The sequence below is a fragment of the Nonomuraea sp. NPDC049141 genome (assembly GCF_040648415.1).
Classification (GTDB): domain Bacteria; phylum Actinomycetota; class Actinomycetes; order Streptosporangiales; family Streptosporangiaceae; genus Nonomuraea.
In genome coordinates this window covers 59506-75146 of sequence record NZ_JBEZDR010000003.1, presented here as the reverse complement: position 1 = coordinate 75146, position 15641 = coordinate 59506, and the positions used below count along the sequence as shown (strand labels likewise).

The 15641-nt window shown below is 67.3% G+C and carries 22 protein-coding genes; 18 read left to right on the top strand and 4 right to left on the bottom strand.

Annotated features, from left to right (window positions below):
• Window positions 1–226: 226 nt before the first annotated feature.
• Together AB0B91_RS08995 and AB0B91_RS08990 are read right to left on the bottom strand one after the other, a co-directional pair.
• Complete coding sequence (locus AB0B91_RS08995; RefSeq protein WP_358317678.1) at window positions 227–586, bottom strand: nuclear transport factor 2 family protein; 360 nt, start codon at window positions 584–586, stop codon at window positions 227–229.
• Window positions 587–852: 266 nt separating this feature from the next.
• Complete coding sequence (locus AB0B91_RS08990) at window positions 853–2139, bottom strand: MFS transporter (protein WP_358317676.1); 1287 nt, start codon at window positions 2137–2139, stop codon at window positions 853–855.
• Window positions 2140–2196: 57 nt separating this feature from the next.
• Between AB0B91_RS08990 and AB0B91_RS08985 the strand changes: the two genes are divergently transcribed.
• Window positions 2197–3219 (top strand): DUF5937 family protein, encoded by a 1023-nt coding sequence (locus AB0B91_RS08985; protein WP_358317674.1) that lies wholly within the window; start codon window positions 2197–2199, stop codon window positions 3217–3219.
• Window positions 3220–3478: 259 nt separating this feature from the next.
• Here the strand turns inward: AB0B91_RS08985 and AB0B91_RS08980 are convergent, their stop codons facing one another.
• Complete coding sequence (locus tag AB0B91_RS08980; protein ID WP_358317672.1) at window positions 3479–4087, bottom strand: TetR/AcrR family transcriptional regulator; 609 nt, start codon at window positions 4085–4087, stop codon at window positions 3479–3481.
• A 92-nt stretch (window positions 4088–4179) separates the two neighbouring features.
• Between AB0B91_RS08980 and AB0B91_RS08975 the strand changes: the two genes are divergently transcribed.
• The 13 genes from AB0B91_RS08975 (at window position 4180) to AB0B91_RS08915 (ending at window position 11892) form a co-directional block, all read left to right on the top strand.
• Entirely contained in the window at window positions 4180–4491 is a 312-nt protein-coding gene (locus tag AB0B91_RS08975) for an ester cyclase (RefSeq protein WP_358317670.1), read from the top strand.
• 46 nt (window positions 4492–4537) lie between these two features.
• Window positions 4538–5224 (top strand): SDR family NAD(P)-dependent oxidoreductase, encoded by a 687-nt coding sequence (locus tag AB0B91_RS08970; RefSeq protein WP_358317668.1) that lies wholly within the window; start codon window positions 4538–4540, stop codon window positions 5222–5224.
• 303 nt (window positions 5225–5527) lie between these two features.
• Window positions 5528–5905, top strand: coding sequence for a DUF2089 domain-containing protein (locus tag AB0B91_RS08965; RefSeq protein ID WP_358317666.1), 378 nt, complete (start codon window positions 5528–5530; stop codon window positions 5903–5905).
• On the top strand, window positions 5902–6162 hold the full coding sequence (locus AB0B91_RS08960; RefSeq protein ID WP_358317664.1) for a hypothetical protein: 261 nt from the start codon (window positions 5902–5904) through the stop codon (window positions 6160–6162). The genes AB0B91_RS08965 and AB0B91_RS08960 overlap by 4 nt, the downstream gene beginning before the upstream one ends.
• A gap of 11 nt (window positions 6163–6173) precedes the next feature.
• A complete protein-coding gene (locus AB0B91_RS08955) occupies window positions 6174–6599 on the top strand; it encodes a hypothetical protein (RefSeq protein ID WP_358317662.1) in 426 nt (141 codons plus the stop codon).
• A 477-nt stretch (window positions 6600–7076) separates the two neighbouring features.
• Window positions 7077–7904 carry an alpha/beta hydrolase gene (locus tag AB0B91_RS08950; protein ID WP_358317659.1) on the top strand — a complete coding sequence of 276 codons (828 nt, stop codon included), beginning with the start codon at window positions 7077–7079 and terminating at the stop codon, window positions 7902–7904.
• Window positions 7905–8016: 112 nt separating this feature from the next.
• Window positions 8017–8169, top strand: a complete 153-nt coding sequence (locus AB0B91_RS08945; RefSeq protein ID WP_358317657.1) for an ATP-binding cassette domain-containing protein — start codon at window positions 8017–8019, stop codon at window positions 8167–8169.
• The gene (locus AB0B91_RS08940; RefSeq protein WP_358318345.1) at window positions 8166–8327 is read left to right on the top strand and encodes a hypothetical protein; all 162 of its coding nucleotides are present in this window, start codon (window positions 8166–8168) and stop codon (window positions 8325–8327) included. Before AB0B91_RS08945 ends, AB0B91_RS08940 begins: the two co-directional genes overlap by 4 nt.
• Complete coding sequence (locus AB0B91_RS08935) at window positions 8297–8794, top strand: ABC transporter ATP-binding protein (RefSeq protein ID WP_358318329.1); 498 nt, start codon at window positions 8297–8299, stop codon at window positions 8792–8794. The genes AB0B91_RS08940 and AB0B91_RS08935 overlap by 31 nt, the downstream gene beginning before the upstream one ends.
• Window positions 8791–9552, top strand: coding sequence for an ABC transporter permease (locus AB0B91_RS08930; RefSeq protein WP_358317655.1), 762 nt, complete (start codon window positions 8791–8793; stop codon window positions 9550–9552). Before AB0B91_RS08935 ends, AB0B91_RS08930 begins: the two co-directional genes overlap by 4 nt.
• Before the next feature lie 24 nt (window positions 9553–9576).
• Window positions 9577–10785: a cytochrome P450 gene (locus AB0B91_RS08925; protein ID WP_358317653.1), complete on the top strand. Its 1209-nt coding sequence runs from the start codon at window positions 9577–9579 to the stop codon at window positions 10783–10785.
• Between the two features lie 10 nt (window positions 10786–10795).
• Window positions 10796–11122 carry a hypothetical protein gene (locus tag AB0B91_RS08920; RefSeq protein ID WP_358317651.1) on the top strand — a complete coding sequence of 109 codons (327 nt, stop codon included), beginning with the start codon at window positions 10796–10798 and terminating at the stop codon, window positions 11120–11122.
• Window positions 11123–11295: 173 nt separating this feature from the next.
• Complete coding sequence (locus tag AB0B91_RS08915) at window positions 11296–11892, top strand: DUF1707 domain-containing protein (protein WP_358317649.1); 597 nt, start codon at window positions 11296–11298, stop codon at window positions 11890–11892.
• A 151-nt stretch (window positions 11893–12043) separates the two neighbouring features.
• Here the strand turns inward: AB0B91_RS08915 and AB0B91_RS08910 are convergent, their stop codons facing one another.
• Window positions 12044–12361 carry a hypothetical protein gene (locus AB0B91_RS08910; RefSeq protein WP_358317647.1) on the bottom strand — a complete coding sequence of 106 codons (318 nt, stop codon included), beginning with the start codon at window positions 12359–12361 and terminating at the stop codon, window positions 12044–12046.
• A 266-nt stretch (window positions 12362–12627) separates the two neighbouring features.
• Here AB0B91_RS08910 and AB0B91_RS08905 point away from each other — a divergent pair, with 266 nt between their 5' ends.
• The 4 genes from AB0B91_RS08905 to AB0B91_RS08890 all read left to right on the top strand — a co-directional run bounded on the left by AB0B91_RS08905 (window position 12628) and on the right by AB0B91_RS08890 (window position 15641).
• Entirely contained in the window at window positions 12628–13188 is a 561-nt protein-coding gene (locus AB0B91_RS08905) for a sigma-70 family RNA polymerase sigma factor (RefSeq protein WP_358317645.1), read from the top strand.
• Entirely contained in the window at window positions 13181–13474 is a 294-nt protein-coding gene (locus AB0B91_RS08900) for a hypothetical protein (protein ID WP_358317643.1), read from the top strand. Before AB0B91_RS08905 ends, AB0B91_RS08900 begins: the two co-directional genes overlap by 8 nt.
• Window positions 13475–13649: 175 nt before the next feature.
• On the top strand, window positions 13650–14240 hold the full coding sequence (locus AB0B91_RS08895; protein ID WP_358317641.1) for a hypothetical protein: 591 nt from the start codon (window positions 13650–13652) through the stop codon (window positions 14238–14240).
• 81 nt (window positions 14241–14321) lie between these two features.
• Window positions 14322–15641: a Dyp-type peroxidase gene (locus AB0B91_RS08890; RefSeq protein WP_358317639.1), complete on the top strand. Its 1320-nt coding sequence runs from the start codon at window positions 14322–14324 to the stop codon at window positions 15639–15641.

Sequence of the window (15641 nt, the reverse complement as noted above, 5' to 3'; positions counted from 1 at the left end):
TGGGGCGAGGAGCGCTACTGCTCTCGATGATCGACTGCCGAAGCGAATAGATCAATAAGGTCAATACCGGTATTCAACAGGTTAAAACGACTGTCAGACCGAACGATGTACTGCCGAGCTCGTGGGCAACGTCGACGACCGCGCGGTGACCATCCACTGGGAAGGCAAGTGCTGTCGGTGGGGCCGAGCAGTGGGTGCGGCCGGCGCGAACGTCATCACGGCAGGCCTACATGGGCGTCTGGTGGAGGAGGACGACGCGCCAGCCCTCGGAGGTCCGGCGGTAGACCGTCGACGCAAGCCATGAGGACGTCTCATCGCCGGTAGTGCTTGTCAGTTTGTAGGTGACGACGGCTCCTGCGTCGCCGAGCGGCTTGACCACAACATCGTGTGCTCGGTTGCGCCGGTCCGGGTTCCCGGCTCCCTTGACGTACATGTCGAGAACCTGCTGCCTGGACACGATTCCGTAATGTCCCATGGCTACGAAGTCGTCGGCGCAGTGCTCTTCGAAAAAGCGCTCGTCATAGGCAGCGTCAGCGTCCAGCATCCGCTGCTCGAGTTCTGCCAGGGTCTTTTCGATGCCGCTCATCCAGCCAGCTCCTTTTTGTGAGGTGTGCGGCCCACGCTGCCAGCTGTACCTGACGTCTCCTGGCAGGTACAGCTGGAGATCCTGCAATGACAAAAGCACTGTCGGCGTGGCGAGCATCCTTCGTGTCGAAAGTGCGAATCGTGGCTGACGGATCTGCGGGTGTCGCGTCGCCCCGGCCACCGTGGAGGACTTGGAAGCGCTGGAGGCCGACGTACTGGCCGGGTTCGTGCTGGCGCGAGCAGCGGCGGGGCTGTCGTACGGGACCATCAGCTCCGACGTGATGCACCTGGAGCAGGCACGGGCGTGGTTCGGTCCGATCGCTGTGGGAGATGGAACCCGCCGACGCCGCCCGCCGCGTGCCGGGCCACCGCGGCGGCGCCCGTGCCGGCCAGGACGAAGAGGGCGGCCAGGCCGACCCAGCCCGCGGTGCCGTGTTCGACGGCGGCGGTGGCGAGGATCGGGGAGAACATGGCCGCGATCGCGTAGCCGGTCTGGCTGAGGCCTTGGTAGGCGCCGGCGCTGCGCTGGTCGGCCAGTTCGAAGGCCATGCCCCAGCCACCCGCCTCGCCCAGGATCTCCCCCATGGTGTGGGCGAACGCGGCCAGGACGAACAGGACGCAGGCGACGATCATGTTTCCGAAGCCGGCCAGGGCGTACAGACCGCATGCCATCGCGAGCAACCACGACGCGCGCCTGACCGCGCGCCCGGCCTTGCGCACGTCGTCGGTGCCGCGCGAGGCGCGCACCTGGAGTACGGCCACGACCACGGTGTTGAGGACGAGTAGCACGGAGACGATGGCGGTGGGCGCGTCGGTGGTGGCCACCCAGAGCGGCATGCCGACGGTCAGCAGGCCGAACTGCGTGGCCACCACGGCGTTGCACGCCACGCTCGCGATGTACGTACGGTCGCTGAGTGGCGAAGGCCCGGTGGACGCGGTGCGCTCCCTGACAGCTGCCATCCTGGCGGCGAGCTCCGGCACCTGACGCCCGAGCCCGGCCAGCGGCACGGTGGCCGCCAGCAGCAGGACTCCGGCGACGACCACCGCGACACGGTACGCCGACGCGGTGCCGATCAGGAGCGCCGCCGCAGCGGCCACCGTGCCCAGGCCGATGAAGACGTTCGTGACCACGCGCATCCGTGCCCGGACCTCGACCCGCTCCGGGCCGGTATACCACCGCGCCAGCATCGCCTGCTTCGACGAGGAGCCCACCGCACGCGTGATCACGGCCAGGCAGGCGATCAGGGTGAACACGACGGCGTCAGAGACGAACGTGTAGGCGAGCAGCGCAACCCCGTTGAGCGCTGTCGCCACCGTCTGGACGTGGTGCGCGCCGACCCGGTCAGCCAGCCACCCTCCCGCGTACGAGGCCAGCACCCCGGTGCCGCCCGCGATGCCCAGCCCGAGACCCACCGTCGCCGCGCTGAGCCCGATGACGAGCGTGAAGTACAGCGTGCTGACGGTGTAGAAGACGCCGCTGGAGAGCGCGAACGCCATCGTGCTGACGGTCAGTGAGCGGGCGACGCGGTCCTGAGGGAAGAAGGTCTGAATCACGGGGGCCTTTATCCCGTAATAGGGCCTTTGTCGCCAATTGATGTAGCGTATGGCTTCATGGCGGGGCTGATCGAGTACGAACTCGCGGGGATGGACGTGGCCGACGTCCGCTTCGCCATCTCGCCGCTCAACGAGCTCACGTTGTCGTTGCGCACGTTCCGCGACCCTGGGCGCTATCCCGTGCACCTGCCCTGGCTGCGCCGCACGGAGCAGGCCCGATCCATGCTGGACCTGCCCCTGCTGCAAGCGCTCACCAACGACGACATGTGGACACCGGACTACCTGTCACCCCGCCCCCACGCCCCGCTCACCCGCATCGACGACGAACTCGCCACGGTCGCCCGCGTGCCCGTGGACCGGGTGCTCGACGACCTACGCGCCATCCACCCCCGGCTCCCCGAGCCGCTGCGCGGCGACCCGTCGGCCCGCATCCTGGACGCGCTGCGGGACTACTGGCGCACCTGCTTCGCGCCCTGGTGGCCCAGGATGCGCGCGGTCCTGCAGGCCGACGTGGTCCACCGCGGCCAGGTCATCTCGGCCCGCGGCCTGGCCGCCATGTTCGCCGACCTCAACGAGCGCGTTCAGCTGAAGGACGGCGTCGTACGCATGCGGCTGATCAGCGACGCCCGCTATCGGCGCTCCACCAGCGGCGAGGGCCTCACCCTGGTCCCGACCCTCTTCGGCCGGGCCGCCACCGTCCCCATTTCCCCGGCCGAGCCCCCTTTGATCATGTACGGCACTCGGGGCGTCGGCACCCTCTGGCAACCGGAGCCCCGTCACTCCCCAGGAGTGCTCACCGACCTTCTGGGCGCCACCCGGGCAGGGCTGCTCACCATGCTCGAGGCCCCCGCCTCATCGACCGAACTCTCCGGCCGCCTGGGCGTCACCCCCTCGGCCGTCAATCAGCACCTCCGTACCCTCCGCGCCGCAGGCCTCCTCGCCAGCGCCCGCCACGGCCGCTCGGTCCTCTATCTGCGCTCGGAACTCGGCGACGCCCTCGTCGCCGGATCAGGACTTCGGGCCGTCGGTGTCGACCGCGGAGCGGAGGACGCTGCCCACCCCGTTCCCGGCGAGACATGACCACGACCCCGGAACAGTCTCTACGTGGGCGCCGCCGTCGACCGGCTGGAGACGAGCGGTCTGACCGTCGGACCGCAAATCCGCGCGCGCCTGTCACCGCTGCTGTTCGAGCACATCAGCTTCCACGGCTCCTCCCCCTTCCATCGCCCGGACCTGCACGGACGCCTGCGCGAGCTGCGTGAGGTCGCCCCCATCGGCGCCGCACTGCTTACCAGGCCACCGAGGCCACCACTATCTGCCGATCAGCCCGGGGCGGTTCTCAGGAGAGCGGCCAGTTGCGCAGGGCGGCGTCGGCCATCTCCTGGAGTTCGTCGCGGCCGACACCGCTCGCGGCTTGCACGGCGATGCCGAACGCCAGAGTGGTGACGTAGCGGGCCAGGAGCCCCGGATCGGTTTCCGGAGGAAGGTCGCCGTCGTCGACGGCTCGCTGGAACCGCTCTCGGACGCAGGAGTAGGAATCGTTGCGCCAGGCGACGAGAAGGTCGCGGACTTCACGCCCGGAGTCGCTGGCGGCCAGTGCGCCCTGGACGCCCAGGCACCCGTGGGGTTGGGCCGGGCGGGTAGTGGTTCGAACGATGCCGGCCAGGATGGCGGTGGCGACGCCGAGGGCGGTCGGCTCCTCCAGGGCCTCTGCCAGGTATGCGCTCGGTCCTTCGGTGTAGCGCTCCAGGGCCTTGCGGAACAACTCCTCCTTGTTGCCGAAGGCCGCGTACATGCTGGTGGTGGAGATGCCCATCGCGTCCGCCAGGTGGGCCGTGCTGGCCCCCTCGTAGCCGTGCTCCCAGAAGGTCAGCACGGCGCGCTCGAGAGCTTCGTCGGCGTCGAATTTTCGCGGCCGGCCGATGGGGCCGCTCTGTTTCCTCCCCACTCCTTCAGTCTACCGCTTTTTGCAGCGATCGCTACAGAAGTGCTACCGTCGGACTTCTGTAGCGATCGCTGCAGAAATGGAAGGGCGCGTCGATGTGGGACTACTTAACCGACCCGGCGCAGTTCCAGCAGCACCTGGCTACGCGTGTGCCGCGGGGCCGGCTCGGGCGCCCGGAGGAGATCGCCGCCGCGGTTCAGAAAGCTGACGTGGACGCGGTTCCGGACCTGCACTGGGAGCTCAAGGAACTGCTCTTCGACGGTGACCGTATGGCTGCGCGTCTGGTCAACACGGGCACTCCGGCGAAGGCGTGGCCCACCGGCGCCTCGTTCGAAATCGTCGAGTACGCCATTTATCAGGTCCACGTGCATGACGCCGGCGAACTACTCCGGCAGCTGACCGGCTGACCTCCGCGATCAGCGTCAGCAACCCACATATCTCGAAGGGAAAAGCATGACCATCACACTGATCACTGGGGCCAACAAAGGCATCGGCTTCGAAACAGCCAAACAGCTTCTGGTCCTGGGCCACGTCGTCTACATCGGCGCGCGTGACGTCGAGCGAGGCGAGAAGGCCGCGGCAGCACTTGGCGCACGATTCGTGCAACTCGATGTGACCGACGACGCATCGGTGAGCAGCGCTCTGGCGACGATCGACGCGGCCGAGGGCCGGCTCGACGTTCTGGTGCACAACGCGGGCATCCTGGGAGACGGAGTCATCGACGGTCCCACGGCTCTCCGCGTGTTCGACACCAACGCGGTGGGAATCGTGCGCGTCACGGAGGCGGCACTTCCCTTGCTGCGCAGATCATCGAACCCTAACGTGGTCACCGTTTCGAGCAGCGCCGGATCCTTTTGGGCAGTGAACAACCCCGACCGGCCGGAGTTCAACTTGCCCCTCACGCTTTACTCCGCGTCCAAGTCAGCAGCCACCATGCTCACGGTTCAGTACGCCAAGTCCCAGCCGGGCATCAAGTTCAATGCGATCGAGCCCGGCACCACCGCCACCGACATGACCGCGGCCTTCGGGATCGGAAGGTCACCGGAAGAGAGCGCCAGAACTGTCGTGCGCCTGGCCACCCTCGACGCGGACGGTCCGACAGGAACGTTCCAGGACGACACCGGGAAGTTGCGCTGGTAGGCGCGGGGGAACGATCGAGGGGCAACGCGACTGCGTTGCCCCTCGATCGTTTTGCGGCGGGCCAGGCCGGTGGAAGTTCCGCCATCGGGTGGACTGATCGCCGTCAAGATCGGCAGCGACTGCGACCGCACTGGTGGCGCTCGCCGACCTTCTGCCTCCAGGTCCGGCAGCGGAAGCGGCGGGGCCAGGACGGGCGGCAGGGCGGGCGGTGGGCCAGCCAAGGAGTCCGATGAAAGCAGAAGCTTAAGAAAATTAAGATCGACTTCTTGAAAGTTGAAGTCCTATCCGGGTATAACTTTAGATATGAGAGATCAGGCGATGGACTGGCAGGAGCTCACGAACCTGACCCGGGGCCAGCCGTTCGTCGTCGAGCGGGTGCGCCTGGCGGGCAGCGGCGTCGCGATCGAGGGTGAGTTCGAGCTGCCGCAACTGGCTCAGCTCAACGTCGAGGATCAGGTCTTCGTCACGGCGTTCGTGCGGTGCCACGGTTCCATCAAGCAGATGGAACGGATCTTCGGGGTGAGCTACCCGACGATCAAAGCACGACTGAACCGGATCGCGCCGATGCTCGACTTCGTCGAGACCGATCCGGCGCCGTCGCGGGCCGACGTCATCGATCGGCTGCGCCGCGGCGAGATCACCGCACAGCAGGCATTGTCCGAGTTGGAGGGGCAGACATGATGCCGCAGCTGGTGACCGTACGAGTCAACCGCCCGGACCGTCGTCGCATCCGGATCTGGGTTCCAGTGGTCCCGGTCGTGCTCGTGCTTTCACCGGTTGTGGTCCTGGCCGTCGTAGGGGCCGCCGTGGCCTGCCACATCTACCGCATCGATCTGGTGCGGGCACTCTGCATCGGCTGGCGCGTCGTCTGCGCGTTGCCCGGCACCCGATTCGACGCGGAGTTCAGCCGTACGGCTGTGCTCGTGGCCATCCGATAGGAGAGGTTTCGATGAGCGAACAACGTAAGGACGTCCTCGACCTGCTGGCCGAGGGCAAGATCACCGCAGAGGAGGCGGAACGGCTCATCACCGCACTCGAACGAGCCGAGCCGCCGGCGGTGGCCAGTCCCGCCGCCCGGCCGAAAGGTAAGGCGAAGTACCTGCGGGTGATGATGGAGTTCGACGAGGGTGACGGCGAGTCGGGGCGGCTCAACATACGGGCACCGCTGCAACTGCTGCGGGCCGGCGTACAGCTGGCGGCCCTGATCCCGCCGCAGGCACTGGATCGGGCCAACGCCGAGCTGAGCAAGTCGGGCGTGCCGTTCGACCTGACGCAGCTCAAGCCCGAACAGCTTGAGGCGCTCGTGGATCACCTCGACGAGACGATCGTGGAGCTCGAGATGACCGATGGCTACTTGCGGGTCTTCTGCGAGTAGGAGCCGTCCTATTGGACGGGCCCCCCGGGAGGGTGCTGGAACACCCCCCGAGGCCGCGCCCGCTACAGCAGAGCACGGTTGAACTACCAATCTGAACTTTAGCCGCCCATTGGCGCGCCGCCGCCACACACGCCATCGGCGTGGGGTCTGGCTGCTCTCGATCGTGCCGACCGGCTGAATACGCCGGGTCAGCCACCGGAGCCTCTTCGAGATCGCCCTGCGCCGACTGTCTTGTTGGCCAACGGGGTGGTCATAGAGCTGCCCCGAAGTGACTTTCACCCAGGCTCGCACCGACCCATGGCGGCCGGTCCGTGACCGATCCTTTCCGGCCTGCCCGCGTACGGCTACGAGATCACGGCGTGGCTGCGGGATCAGGGCTCTCCGACAGCGCCGAGAGCACCTGCTGGTCAGGATCAAGCAGATCCGGCAGTACCTGGAGAAGAAGTCGTACACGACGCCTAACGCGAGGTGGGACACATGACGAAGCACAGCACTTTCCCGATGAATTCGACGTGGACCGGCATGATGCCGGTTGACGATACGGCCCTGGCCGTGACCGACACCGGCGGTCCCGGTATCCCTGTGGTCTACCTCAATGGCCAGTTCGCCACTCAGGGGTACTGGCGGCGGGTCATCGCCGATCTGGGGACGGAATGGCGGCACATCACCTACGACGAGCGGGCTCGCGGCAAGTCGAAGCGTTCGGCGGACTATTCCTTCGAGGTCGCCGTCCGCGATGTCGATGCCGTTCTCGCGGCCAGGGGTGTGGACCAGGCGGTGGTGGTCGGCTGGTCCTACGGAGCGTTCGTCGCGGCGCACTGGGCCGACAGCAATCCGGACCGTGCCCTGGGCGCGGTCCTGGTGGACGGCGCCCAGCCCTACGACTGGCTGACCGAGGCCATGGAGCAGCGGATCCGGAAGATGTTTCGGCGGATGAACTGGTTCATGCCGCTGCTGCGCCCGACGGGCCTGACCCCACGAATGACCGCCGAGCAGATGGCGAACATCAACATCGAGCTCGGCACGATGGCCCGCGCGCGTGAGCTGGGCCCCGTGCTGGACAACATCACTGTCCCGACGCGGTACGTGGTCGCGTCGGGGGCGTCCTTCGGAAGCCGCCGGGATGGCGATGGGCAAGAACGGATCCGTGCCAGCCTTGGGGCGGTTACCGAGCGCAACCCGAACATCAAGATCAGTGCGAAGGTCCCCAGTAACCACGGCGCGATCCTGAAAAAGGACTACCGGGCCATCGCCAAGGCCGTACGTGAGGTCGCCACCCTCAGCCACGGGGGCGCTGAAGCCTGATCAGCGGACTGAGGATCGGTCAGGCGGCGCTGCGACTGGTCCAACTCCGGGCCCTGACCAGCGCTATCGATCGTGTCACAGGCAACGAACCATAACGAGAACGGATATCCAGATGACAACCCATCAAGAGCCTGTGATCCACGTGCAGGGCCTGCAGAAGTCCTACAAGGAGCTGCAGGTGCTGCGCGGTGTGGACTTCGACGTGGCGAAGGGCAGCATCTTCGCCCTGCTCGGCTCGAACGGGGCGGGCAAGACACGGTCGTGAGAATCCTGTCCACGCTGCTCAAGGCCGACGCGGGCACAGCCGGCGTCAACGGCTTCGACGTCGCCACACAGGCCACGGACGTGCGCGAGTCCATCAGCCTCACCGGGCAGTTCGCCGCCGCGACGAGATCCTCAGCGGGCGGGAGAACCTCGCTCTGATCGCCCGGTTACGCCATCTCAAGGATCCCGGCAAGATCGCCGATGACCTGCTCGCGCGGTTCGCGCTGACGGAGGCGGGCGCGCGGAAGGTGGCCACCTATTCCGGTGGCATGCGCCGCCGCCTCGACATCGCGATGAGCCTCATCGGCGACCCGCCGGTCATCTTCCTCGACGAACCGACCACCGGACTCGACCCCCAGGCACGCCTCGAGGTATGGCAGGCCGTCAAAGAACTCGCCAGCCGCGGCACGACCGTCCTGCTCACCACCCAGTACCTGGACGAGGCCGAACACCTCGCCGACCGGATCGCGATCCTCCACCACGGCCGGATCATCGTCAACGGCACCCTGACCGAACTCAAACAACTACTGCCGCCCGCCACGGTCGAATACGTCGAAAAACAGCCGACCCTCGAAGACGTCTTCCTCACCCTCGTCGGCACGAACGCGCAAGGGGAACCCCGATGACCAAGCACTTCCTCGGCGACACCGCCGCCCTGCTGGGACGATCCCTGCGCCACATCACCCGCAGCGCCGACACCATCATCACCACCACCATCATGCCGATCGCCATGATGCTGATGTTCGTCTACGTCTTCGGCGGCGCGATCAACACCGGATCCACGTCATACGTGAGCTACCTGCTGCCCGGCATCCTGCTCATCACCGTCGCCTCCGGCATCGCCTACACCGCCTTCCGCCTGTTCACGGACATGAAGAGCGGCATCTTCGAACGCTTCCAGTCCATGCCCATCGCCCGCTCATCCGTCCTGTGGGCCCACGTACTGACCTCCCTGGTCGCCAACCTGATCTCCCTCATCGTCGTCGTACTCGTCGCCCTGCTCATGGGCTTCCGCACGACGGCCGGACCACCGGCCTGGCTCGCCGTCGCCGGCATCCTCATCCTGTTCACCCTCGCCCTGACCTGGCTCGCCGTCATCCCCGGCCTCACCGCGAAATCCGTCGAAGGCGCCAGCGCCTTCTCCTACCCCCTCATCTTCCTGCCCTTCCTCAGCTCCGCCTTCGTCCCCACCGCCACCATGCCCGGCCCCGTACGCGCCTTCGCCGAACACCAGCCCGTGACCTCCATCGTCAACGCCATCCGCGACCTGTTCACCCAGCAACCGATCGGCACCGACATCTGGACCGCCCTCGCCTGGTGCATCGGCCTCCTCATCGTCACCTACACCCTCGCCATGACCACCTACCGCCGCAAGATCTCCTAGGGCCCTACAAGACAAGGAAAGGTCATGAACGAACCCCTCCACAGCGTCACGACGATGCCGACGGCGCGTCAGCCCGGCTGCCCCTTCGACCCGCCGAAGGAGCTGATCCAGGCCCGCGAGCAGAGCCCGATCAGCCGTCTCCCCTTCCCCGACGGACATCAGGGCTGGCTGGTCACCGGCTACGACCTGGTCCGGTCGGTCCTGGCCGACTCACGGTTCAGCTCGCGCAAGGAGCTCATGAGCCACCACCCGACCATCGACTACGGCGGCTTCGAGGTCCCGCCGGCGCCGCCCGGTGAGTTCCTGCTCATGGACGAGCCGCAGCACAGCCGCTACCGCAAACCCCTGGTGGGCAAGTTCACCGTACGGCGGATGCGGCTGCTCACCGAGCGCGTCGAGCAGGTCACCGCCGAGCACCTGGACGCGATGGAGAAGGCCGGGCCGTCGGCGGACCTGGTGACCGCGTTCGCCAAGCCCATCCCCGCCATCATCATCTGTGAGCTGCTCGGGGTGCCGTACGAGGACCGGGGCCGCTTCCAGGACAACATCGACAAGTTCCTCAACGGGGAGGTCAGCGACGAGGACCAGTTCGCGGCCTACACCGCGACCCAGCAGTACCTCGCCGAACTGGTGGCCGCCAAACGCGCCAACCCCACCGACGACGTGCTCAGCGACCTGCTCGACAGCGACCTCACCGACGAGGAACTGAAAGGGATGAGCCTGCTCCTGCTGTCGGCCGGGTTCGACACCACCACCAACATGCTCGCGCTGGGCACCTTCGCCCTGCTGCGGAACCCGGCCCAGTTGGCCGCGCTGCGCGCCGACCCTATGCTCGCCGACAAGGCCGTGGAGGAACTGATGCGGTACCTGAGCGTCGCCAAGCAGTTCCAGAGGGTCGCGCTGGAGGACGTCGAACTGGGCGGTCAGACCATCAAGGCCGGTACGACGGTCATCCTGTCCTACGCCACCGCCAACCGCGACCCCGAGCGCTTCACCGACCCTCACGTGCTCGACCTGCGCAGGCAGGACGGCGGGCACCTGGCCTTCGGCCACGGCATCCACCAGTGCCTGGGCCAGCAGCTGGCCCGCGTCGAGATGCGCGTCGCCTTCCCCGCCCTGCTCAACCGCTTCCCCACCCTGCGCCTGGCCGTCCCTGCCGATGAGGTCGCCCTGCGCCCGGAGACCGCCGACATCTACGGCGTCAAGAGCCTCCCGGTCACCTGGGACACGTGACCGCCAGCCGGTGACGGGCCAGGACCCGTACGGCCCCCGCCACCGACGGCTCCATCGCCCTGGGCTCCGCGACCGGCCTGGTCGGGCACGTACTCGCGAAAAGACCTGGGACATCAACCTGAACGGCAAGTCCATAGCCGAACTCGCCGACCACGTGCTGCCGGCCCTGACGGCGGCCATGAGCCTGCTCAAGCAGCAGGATCCGGCAGAGGCCGACAACTTCCGCAGCACCGTCATCGTCGCCGTCGAAGCAGCCGCCCGGACCCACCAGGGCCGGCCCAGCCCCACCCTGGTCGACATGATCCGCAAGATCACCGCAGCCCTCGACGCCGCCTGACGGAAAGCCGCCCCGCCCGCGCAGCGTGTCACCGGGCCCCCTGAAACGGCGGCCTGGCGGGGCGAGCAGACGTCGAGCCGCCGGATCGCCTAGGTAGCTGTCCCCTTAGACCGATCAGTCAGTCAGTAAGTTCGGTGGCATGGTGCCACCACCTCACCACCGAGGAGGGCCAGATGCCGGCAGAACCGCTCAACTCACCCGCGCTGCGAGCGTCCGACGCGGAACGCGACCGTGCCATCGAAACGCTGCACGCAGCCGTCGCCGACGGCCGGCTCGACCCGGTCGAGTTCGACGAGCGGCTGGACGCGGCACTGACCGCCCGCACCATCGACGCGCTGACCCCGCTCATCACCGACCTGCCGGGCAGCGACGGCGCACTCGTGCTGCCGCTCGCTCGGACGCCGGCCGAGCCGGCCGCCGAACTGCTCACCATCAAGGAGCGGCACGGCTCGGTGCGCCGTGACGGCCGGTGGACGCTGCCACACCGGCTCGCGCTGCGCACCGCGTGGTGCGAGGTGCTGCTGGACCTGACCAGTGCGGTGCGCAGCGCGCCCGAGCTGGTCATCGAGCTGCGGGTGAACGGCGGCAACGTGGAGCTGGTCCTCGCGCCGGGCATGGTGGTGAACGCCAACGACCTGTCGGTACGCCACAGCAGCGTGGCGATCAGCAGGGACGCGGGCGACAACACGCCGGAGACGCTGCACGTCCGCCTGGTAGGCCGAATGCGGCACGGTCGGCTCGACACCCGGTGGCAGGCGCCGCGCCGGTGACCCGGCATCGGCCGACAGCACCGTGACGGGATGACCGCGCGAGCGGAAGGCCGGCGCGTCTCAGACCGGGTTCAGAGTGTGGACGAGCGCCCAGTCCGACCACGAAAATGCCCCCTGCGCGACCGCACGGGGGGCTTGTTGCATAACGACGTCAGCAGAGGTCAACTCTCTGGTACGAAGCGCCGGGGGAGGAGATGTTCTTCATGGTCTCGCCCGGCGACAGCTCCTTGCAGGGACTGTCGGGCCCGTTGTTCCAGATGATCTTGACGTCGTAGGTCCAGGCGCAGTCGTTCCTGACTTTGACCCAGGGGTAGATGATGTCGTATCTGCCGCTGTCGATCTTCTTCACGCAGGAGATCGCCGTCTCCGCCTCCACGGGGTCCGCGCTCGCGGCACCTGATCCGACGATCAGCAGAATCGCGGCGCCGGAGGCCACGGTCAACGCCCTGAATCCAGCTCTGATATTCATTGCACCTCTTGGAGGGAGATCGTTTACGTCACTGGCGAACGTACCAAAACATCAGCCACAAGATCGCCAGATCGGGCATTCAGCCCTGACCCCGGACATAAAGAGAGGCGAGGTGAATCCTTTGGTGGGGTGCGCGTCTCTTATACCTGTACCGACAACAGCGTCGGGACAGGTCCAGGAGGTTGTCATGCTCGTTGGTATCGCCGTTGCGGCTGTTCTCTTGTGCGTGTGTACCGTCGTGGTGCTGCGTCGGCGGGGTCGTTCGCGTGGCTGAGGTGGGTTGGCCGGTTGAGCAGCTGGTCGTCGCCGCGCGGGATGGCGACGTCGAGTCGATCGCCGCACTGGTGTCCGGCGCGCACCCGCATGTGCGGCGATTCGCCCACTCGATGTGTGCCTCGCCAGAAGACGCGGAAGACGCCGCACAGGAGGCGTTGATCATCCTGTTCCGCAAGATCGGCACCTTGCGGGCGTCCGGTGCGCTGGCGTCGTGGATGTTCCGTATCGTCCGCAACGAGTGCCTGCGGCGGGCGCGGCGGCTGGTGCAACACCACGAACCGGTCGTGGACGCCACCGTGTGGTCGGCCGAGGAGGAGGTCTTGCAGCGGTTGGAGGCCGGCCGGGTGGCGGCGGCGATCGCTTCTCTGCCCGCTGATCAGCGGCGCGTTCTGATCATGCGAGATGTTCTGGGCTATCGCGGACGGGCGGTCGCCGACGCGCTCGGCCTCAGTACCACCGCGATGAAGTCGCGGCTGCATCGCGCCCGCGCCACGGTGCACCGCACGCTGCAGGGCATACCCGGCACACCCATGGGAGACAACGATGACTGACGATCGCAGCTTTGCCAGCGCCTCGCTGCCGCGACACCTGGTGCGCGGCGTGGTGGGGTTCGGCGCGCTGGTCGGTTCGGTCGCCCTGATTCCGGTGGTCGGATGGGGCGGCTTACTGCTCGCACCGGCTGGTCTGCTGGCCCTGCGGGGGTGTCCGACCTGCTGGGCCATCGGTTTGATCCAGACCATGTCGATGGGCCGGGTACGGCGGTCCTGCATAGACGGCCGGTGTGAACTGACCGTGGCCCACTCCGCAGAATCGCACCACACCGACAACAGCTCGTAACCGGCAAGTGCCGTTCCAGGACCGACTGTTCATGGGCAGTCCTTGGTTTTCGGCGAACCAAATGCCTACCGGTCGGCCAACAGTGGTGGGGTCAGAATGAGAGATGAGGGCGATGGCGCCTCGCCCTGGAGCGCCTGGCTCCCCTCGGACGGATCCGCAGCAGGAGAGGTTCACCATGACTGCGGCACCAGACGCGACCTCATCAGCTCAGCCCGAGCGCCCGGGCATGAAGGACGGGGTGTGCAGCGAGTTCACCGTCTTCACCAAGATCAAGCCAGGCCACGCGGATGCGCTGCGTGAGGATCTCGCCACACTCGCCGGCGGATCGTCCGACACGGATGCCCGTGCGGCACTGCGCCAGATCGGCACCCTGCACGACGCACGCCACGTGATTTTCGACAACGACACCCGGCACATGTTCGCCAGCGTCTTCGACGGCTCCTGGGACACCTACATCGACGACTTCGGCAAGACGGCGATCGGGGGCCGCTTCGACAAGGTCTTCTCGCATGCCGAAGGGTTCCCTGGCATCACCGATCCGAAGATAAAGGACTGGTTCATCGCCCGGCAGGCGCCCGCGGGGGTCTTCGTCAGCTCTTATCCAGATCTGACCGTTCAGCAGATCTGGAAAGACCAGCGCGTGAACGAGGCGTTCCAGGCGGTGCTGGACACCCCCGAGTTCCGGGCGGCGCTGGACAACCCGGCGAACGCCGAGTTGCTGGCCACGCCGGCCTTCCAGAGGCTGATGGAGGAAGCCGCAGGCTAGCAGCCCGGGGTTGTCCAGCTGAAGACCGATGCGGAGGCACAAGCGATCATGAACGCGGCGGCAAGCGCGAGCGGAGCCAGCGTGCGCATCGAGATCGACGACATCCAGAGCGGGGCACTGCATCCACGGCCCGCACCGTACGTGGGGAGGTTCGTCTTCCTACGTGTCGATGACCGCCACGCCGGGCGTTCGCTGCTGCGGCGGCTGCTCCCGGCGATCGAGGGTGGATTCCCCAGCGCGGACCCGAATGAGGATGCCTGGGTGGCGGTGGCGTTCACCTACCAGGGACTGCGGGCCCTGGGGGTGCCGCAGGATTCGCTGGACAGCTTTCCGCGGGCGTTTCGCCAGGGCATGGCCGCGCGTGCGGACCTGATCGGTGACCTGGGCGAGAGCGCCCCGGCCCACTGGGAGCCACCGTTCGGAACAGGCGAGGTGCATATCGCGTTGAGTGCCCTCTCCCCCGATGCGGCGCGGCTGGAGAAGGCTCTGGAGCGGGCCCGCGTCGCCTACCGGGACACGCCCGGTGTCCAGGTGATCTGGCAGCAGGAGGTCCGCCAGCTCCCGACCGGGCGTACCACCTTCGGCTTCCGTGACGGCATCAGCCATCCGAACATCGAGGGCCTCGGGCTGCCCGGCTCCAACCCCCAGGAAATCCCCATCAAAGCCGGCGAGTTCATCCTCGGCTACCCCGACGAAACCGGCAATCTGCCGTCCATGCCCAGCCCCGACGTGCTGGGGCGCAATGGGACCTATGTTGCCGTGCGCAAGATTCACACCAAGGTGGCGGCCTGGCGCCAGTACTTGCGTGCGAACACCTCCAGCGCCCAGGAAGAGGCGCTCCTGGCGGCGAAGATGGTCGGGCGCTGGCCCAGCGGAGCACCGTTGGCGCTGACCCCGGAGCACGACGACCCGGCGCTGGGCGCCGATCCGCACCGCAACAACGACTTCATGTACCGGGCGAACGACGATCGCGGCTTCCGGTGCCCCGCTGGTGCGCACATCCGGCGTACCAACCCCCGCGATGCCACCATCATCGGCGACGCACGGATGCACCGCCTCATCCGCCGCGGCACCAGCTACGGCCCGCCACTGCCAGAGGGCGTACTGGAAGACGACGGCGCCGACCGGGGCCTGGTCGGCGTCTTCATCGGGGCCAATCTCGAACGGCAGTTTGAATTCATCAAGGCCGAGTGGGTCAACGACGGCAACTTCATCGGCTTCCCCGGCGAGAAGGACCCGGTGGCCGGGCATCACGGCGGAACCGGCAGCGCCACCATCCCGGAGAAGCCGATCCGGCGCCGCCTGCGGAACCTGCCCAGCTTCGTGGCCACCCGAGGCGGCGAGTACTGCTTCCTGCCGGGTCTGCGCGCCCTGCGCTGGCTGACCGAGCTGGAGGATTGA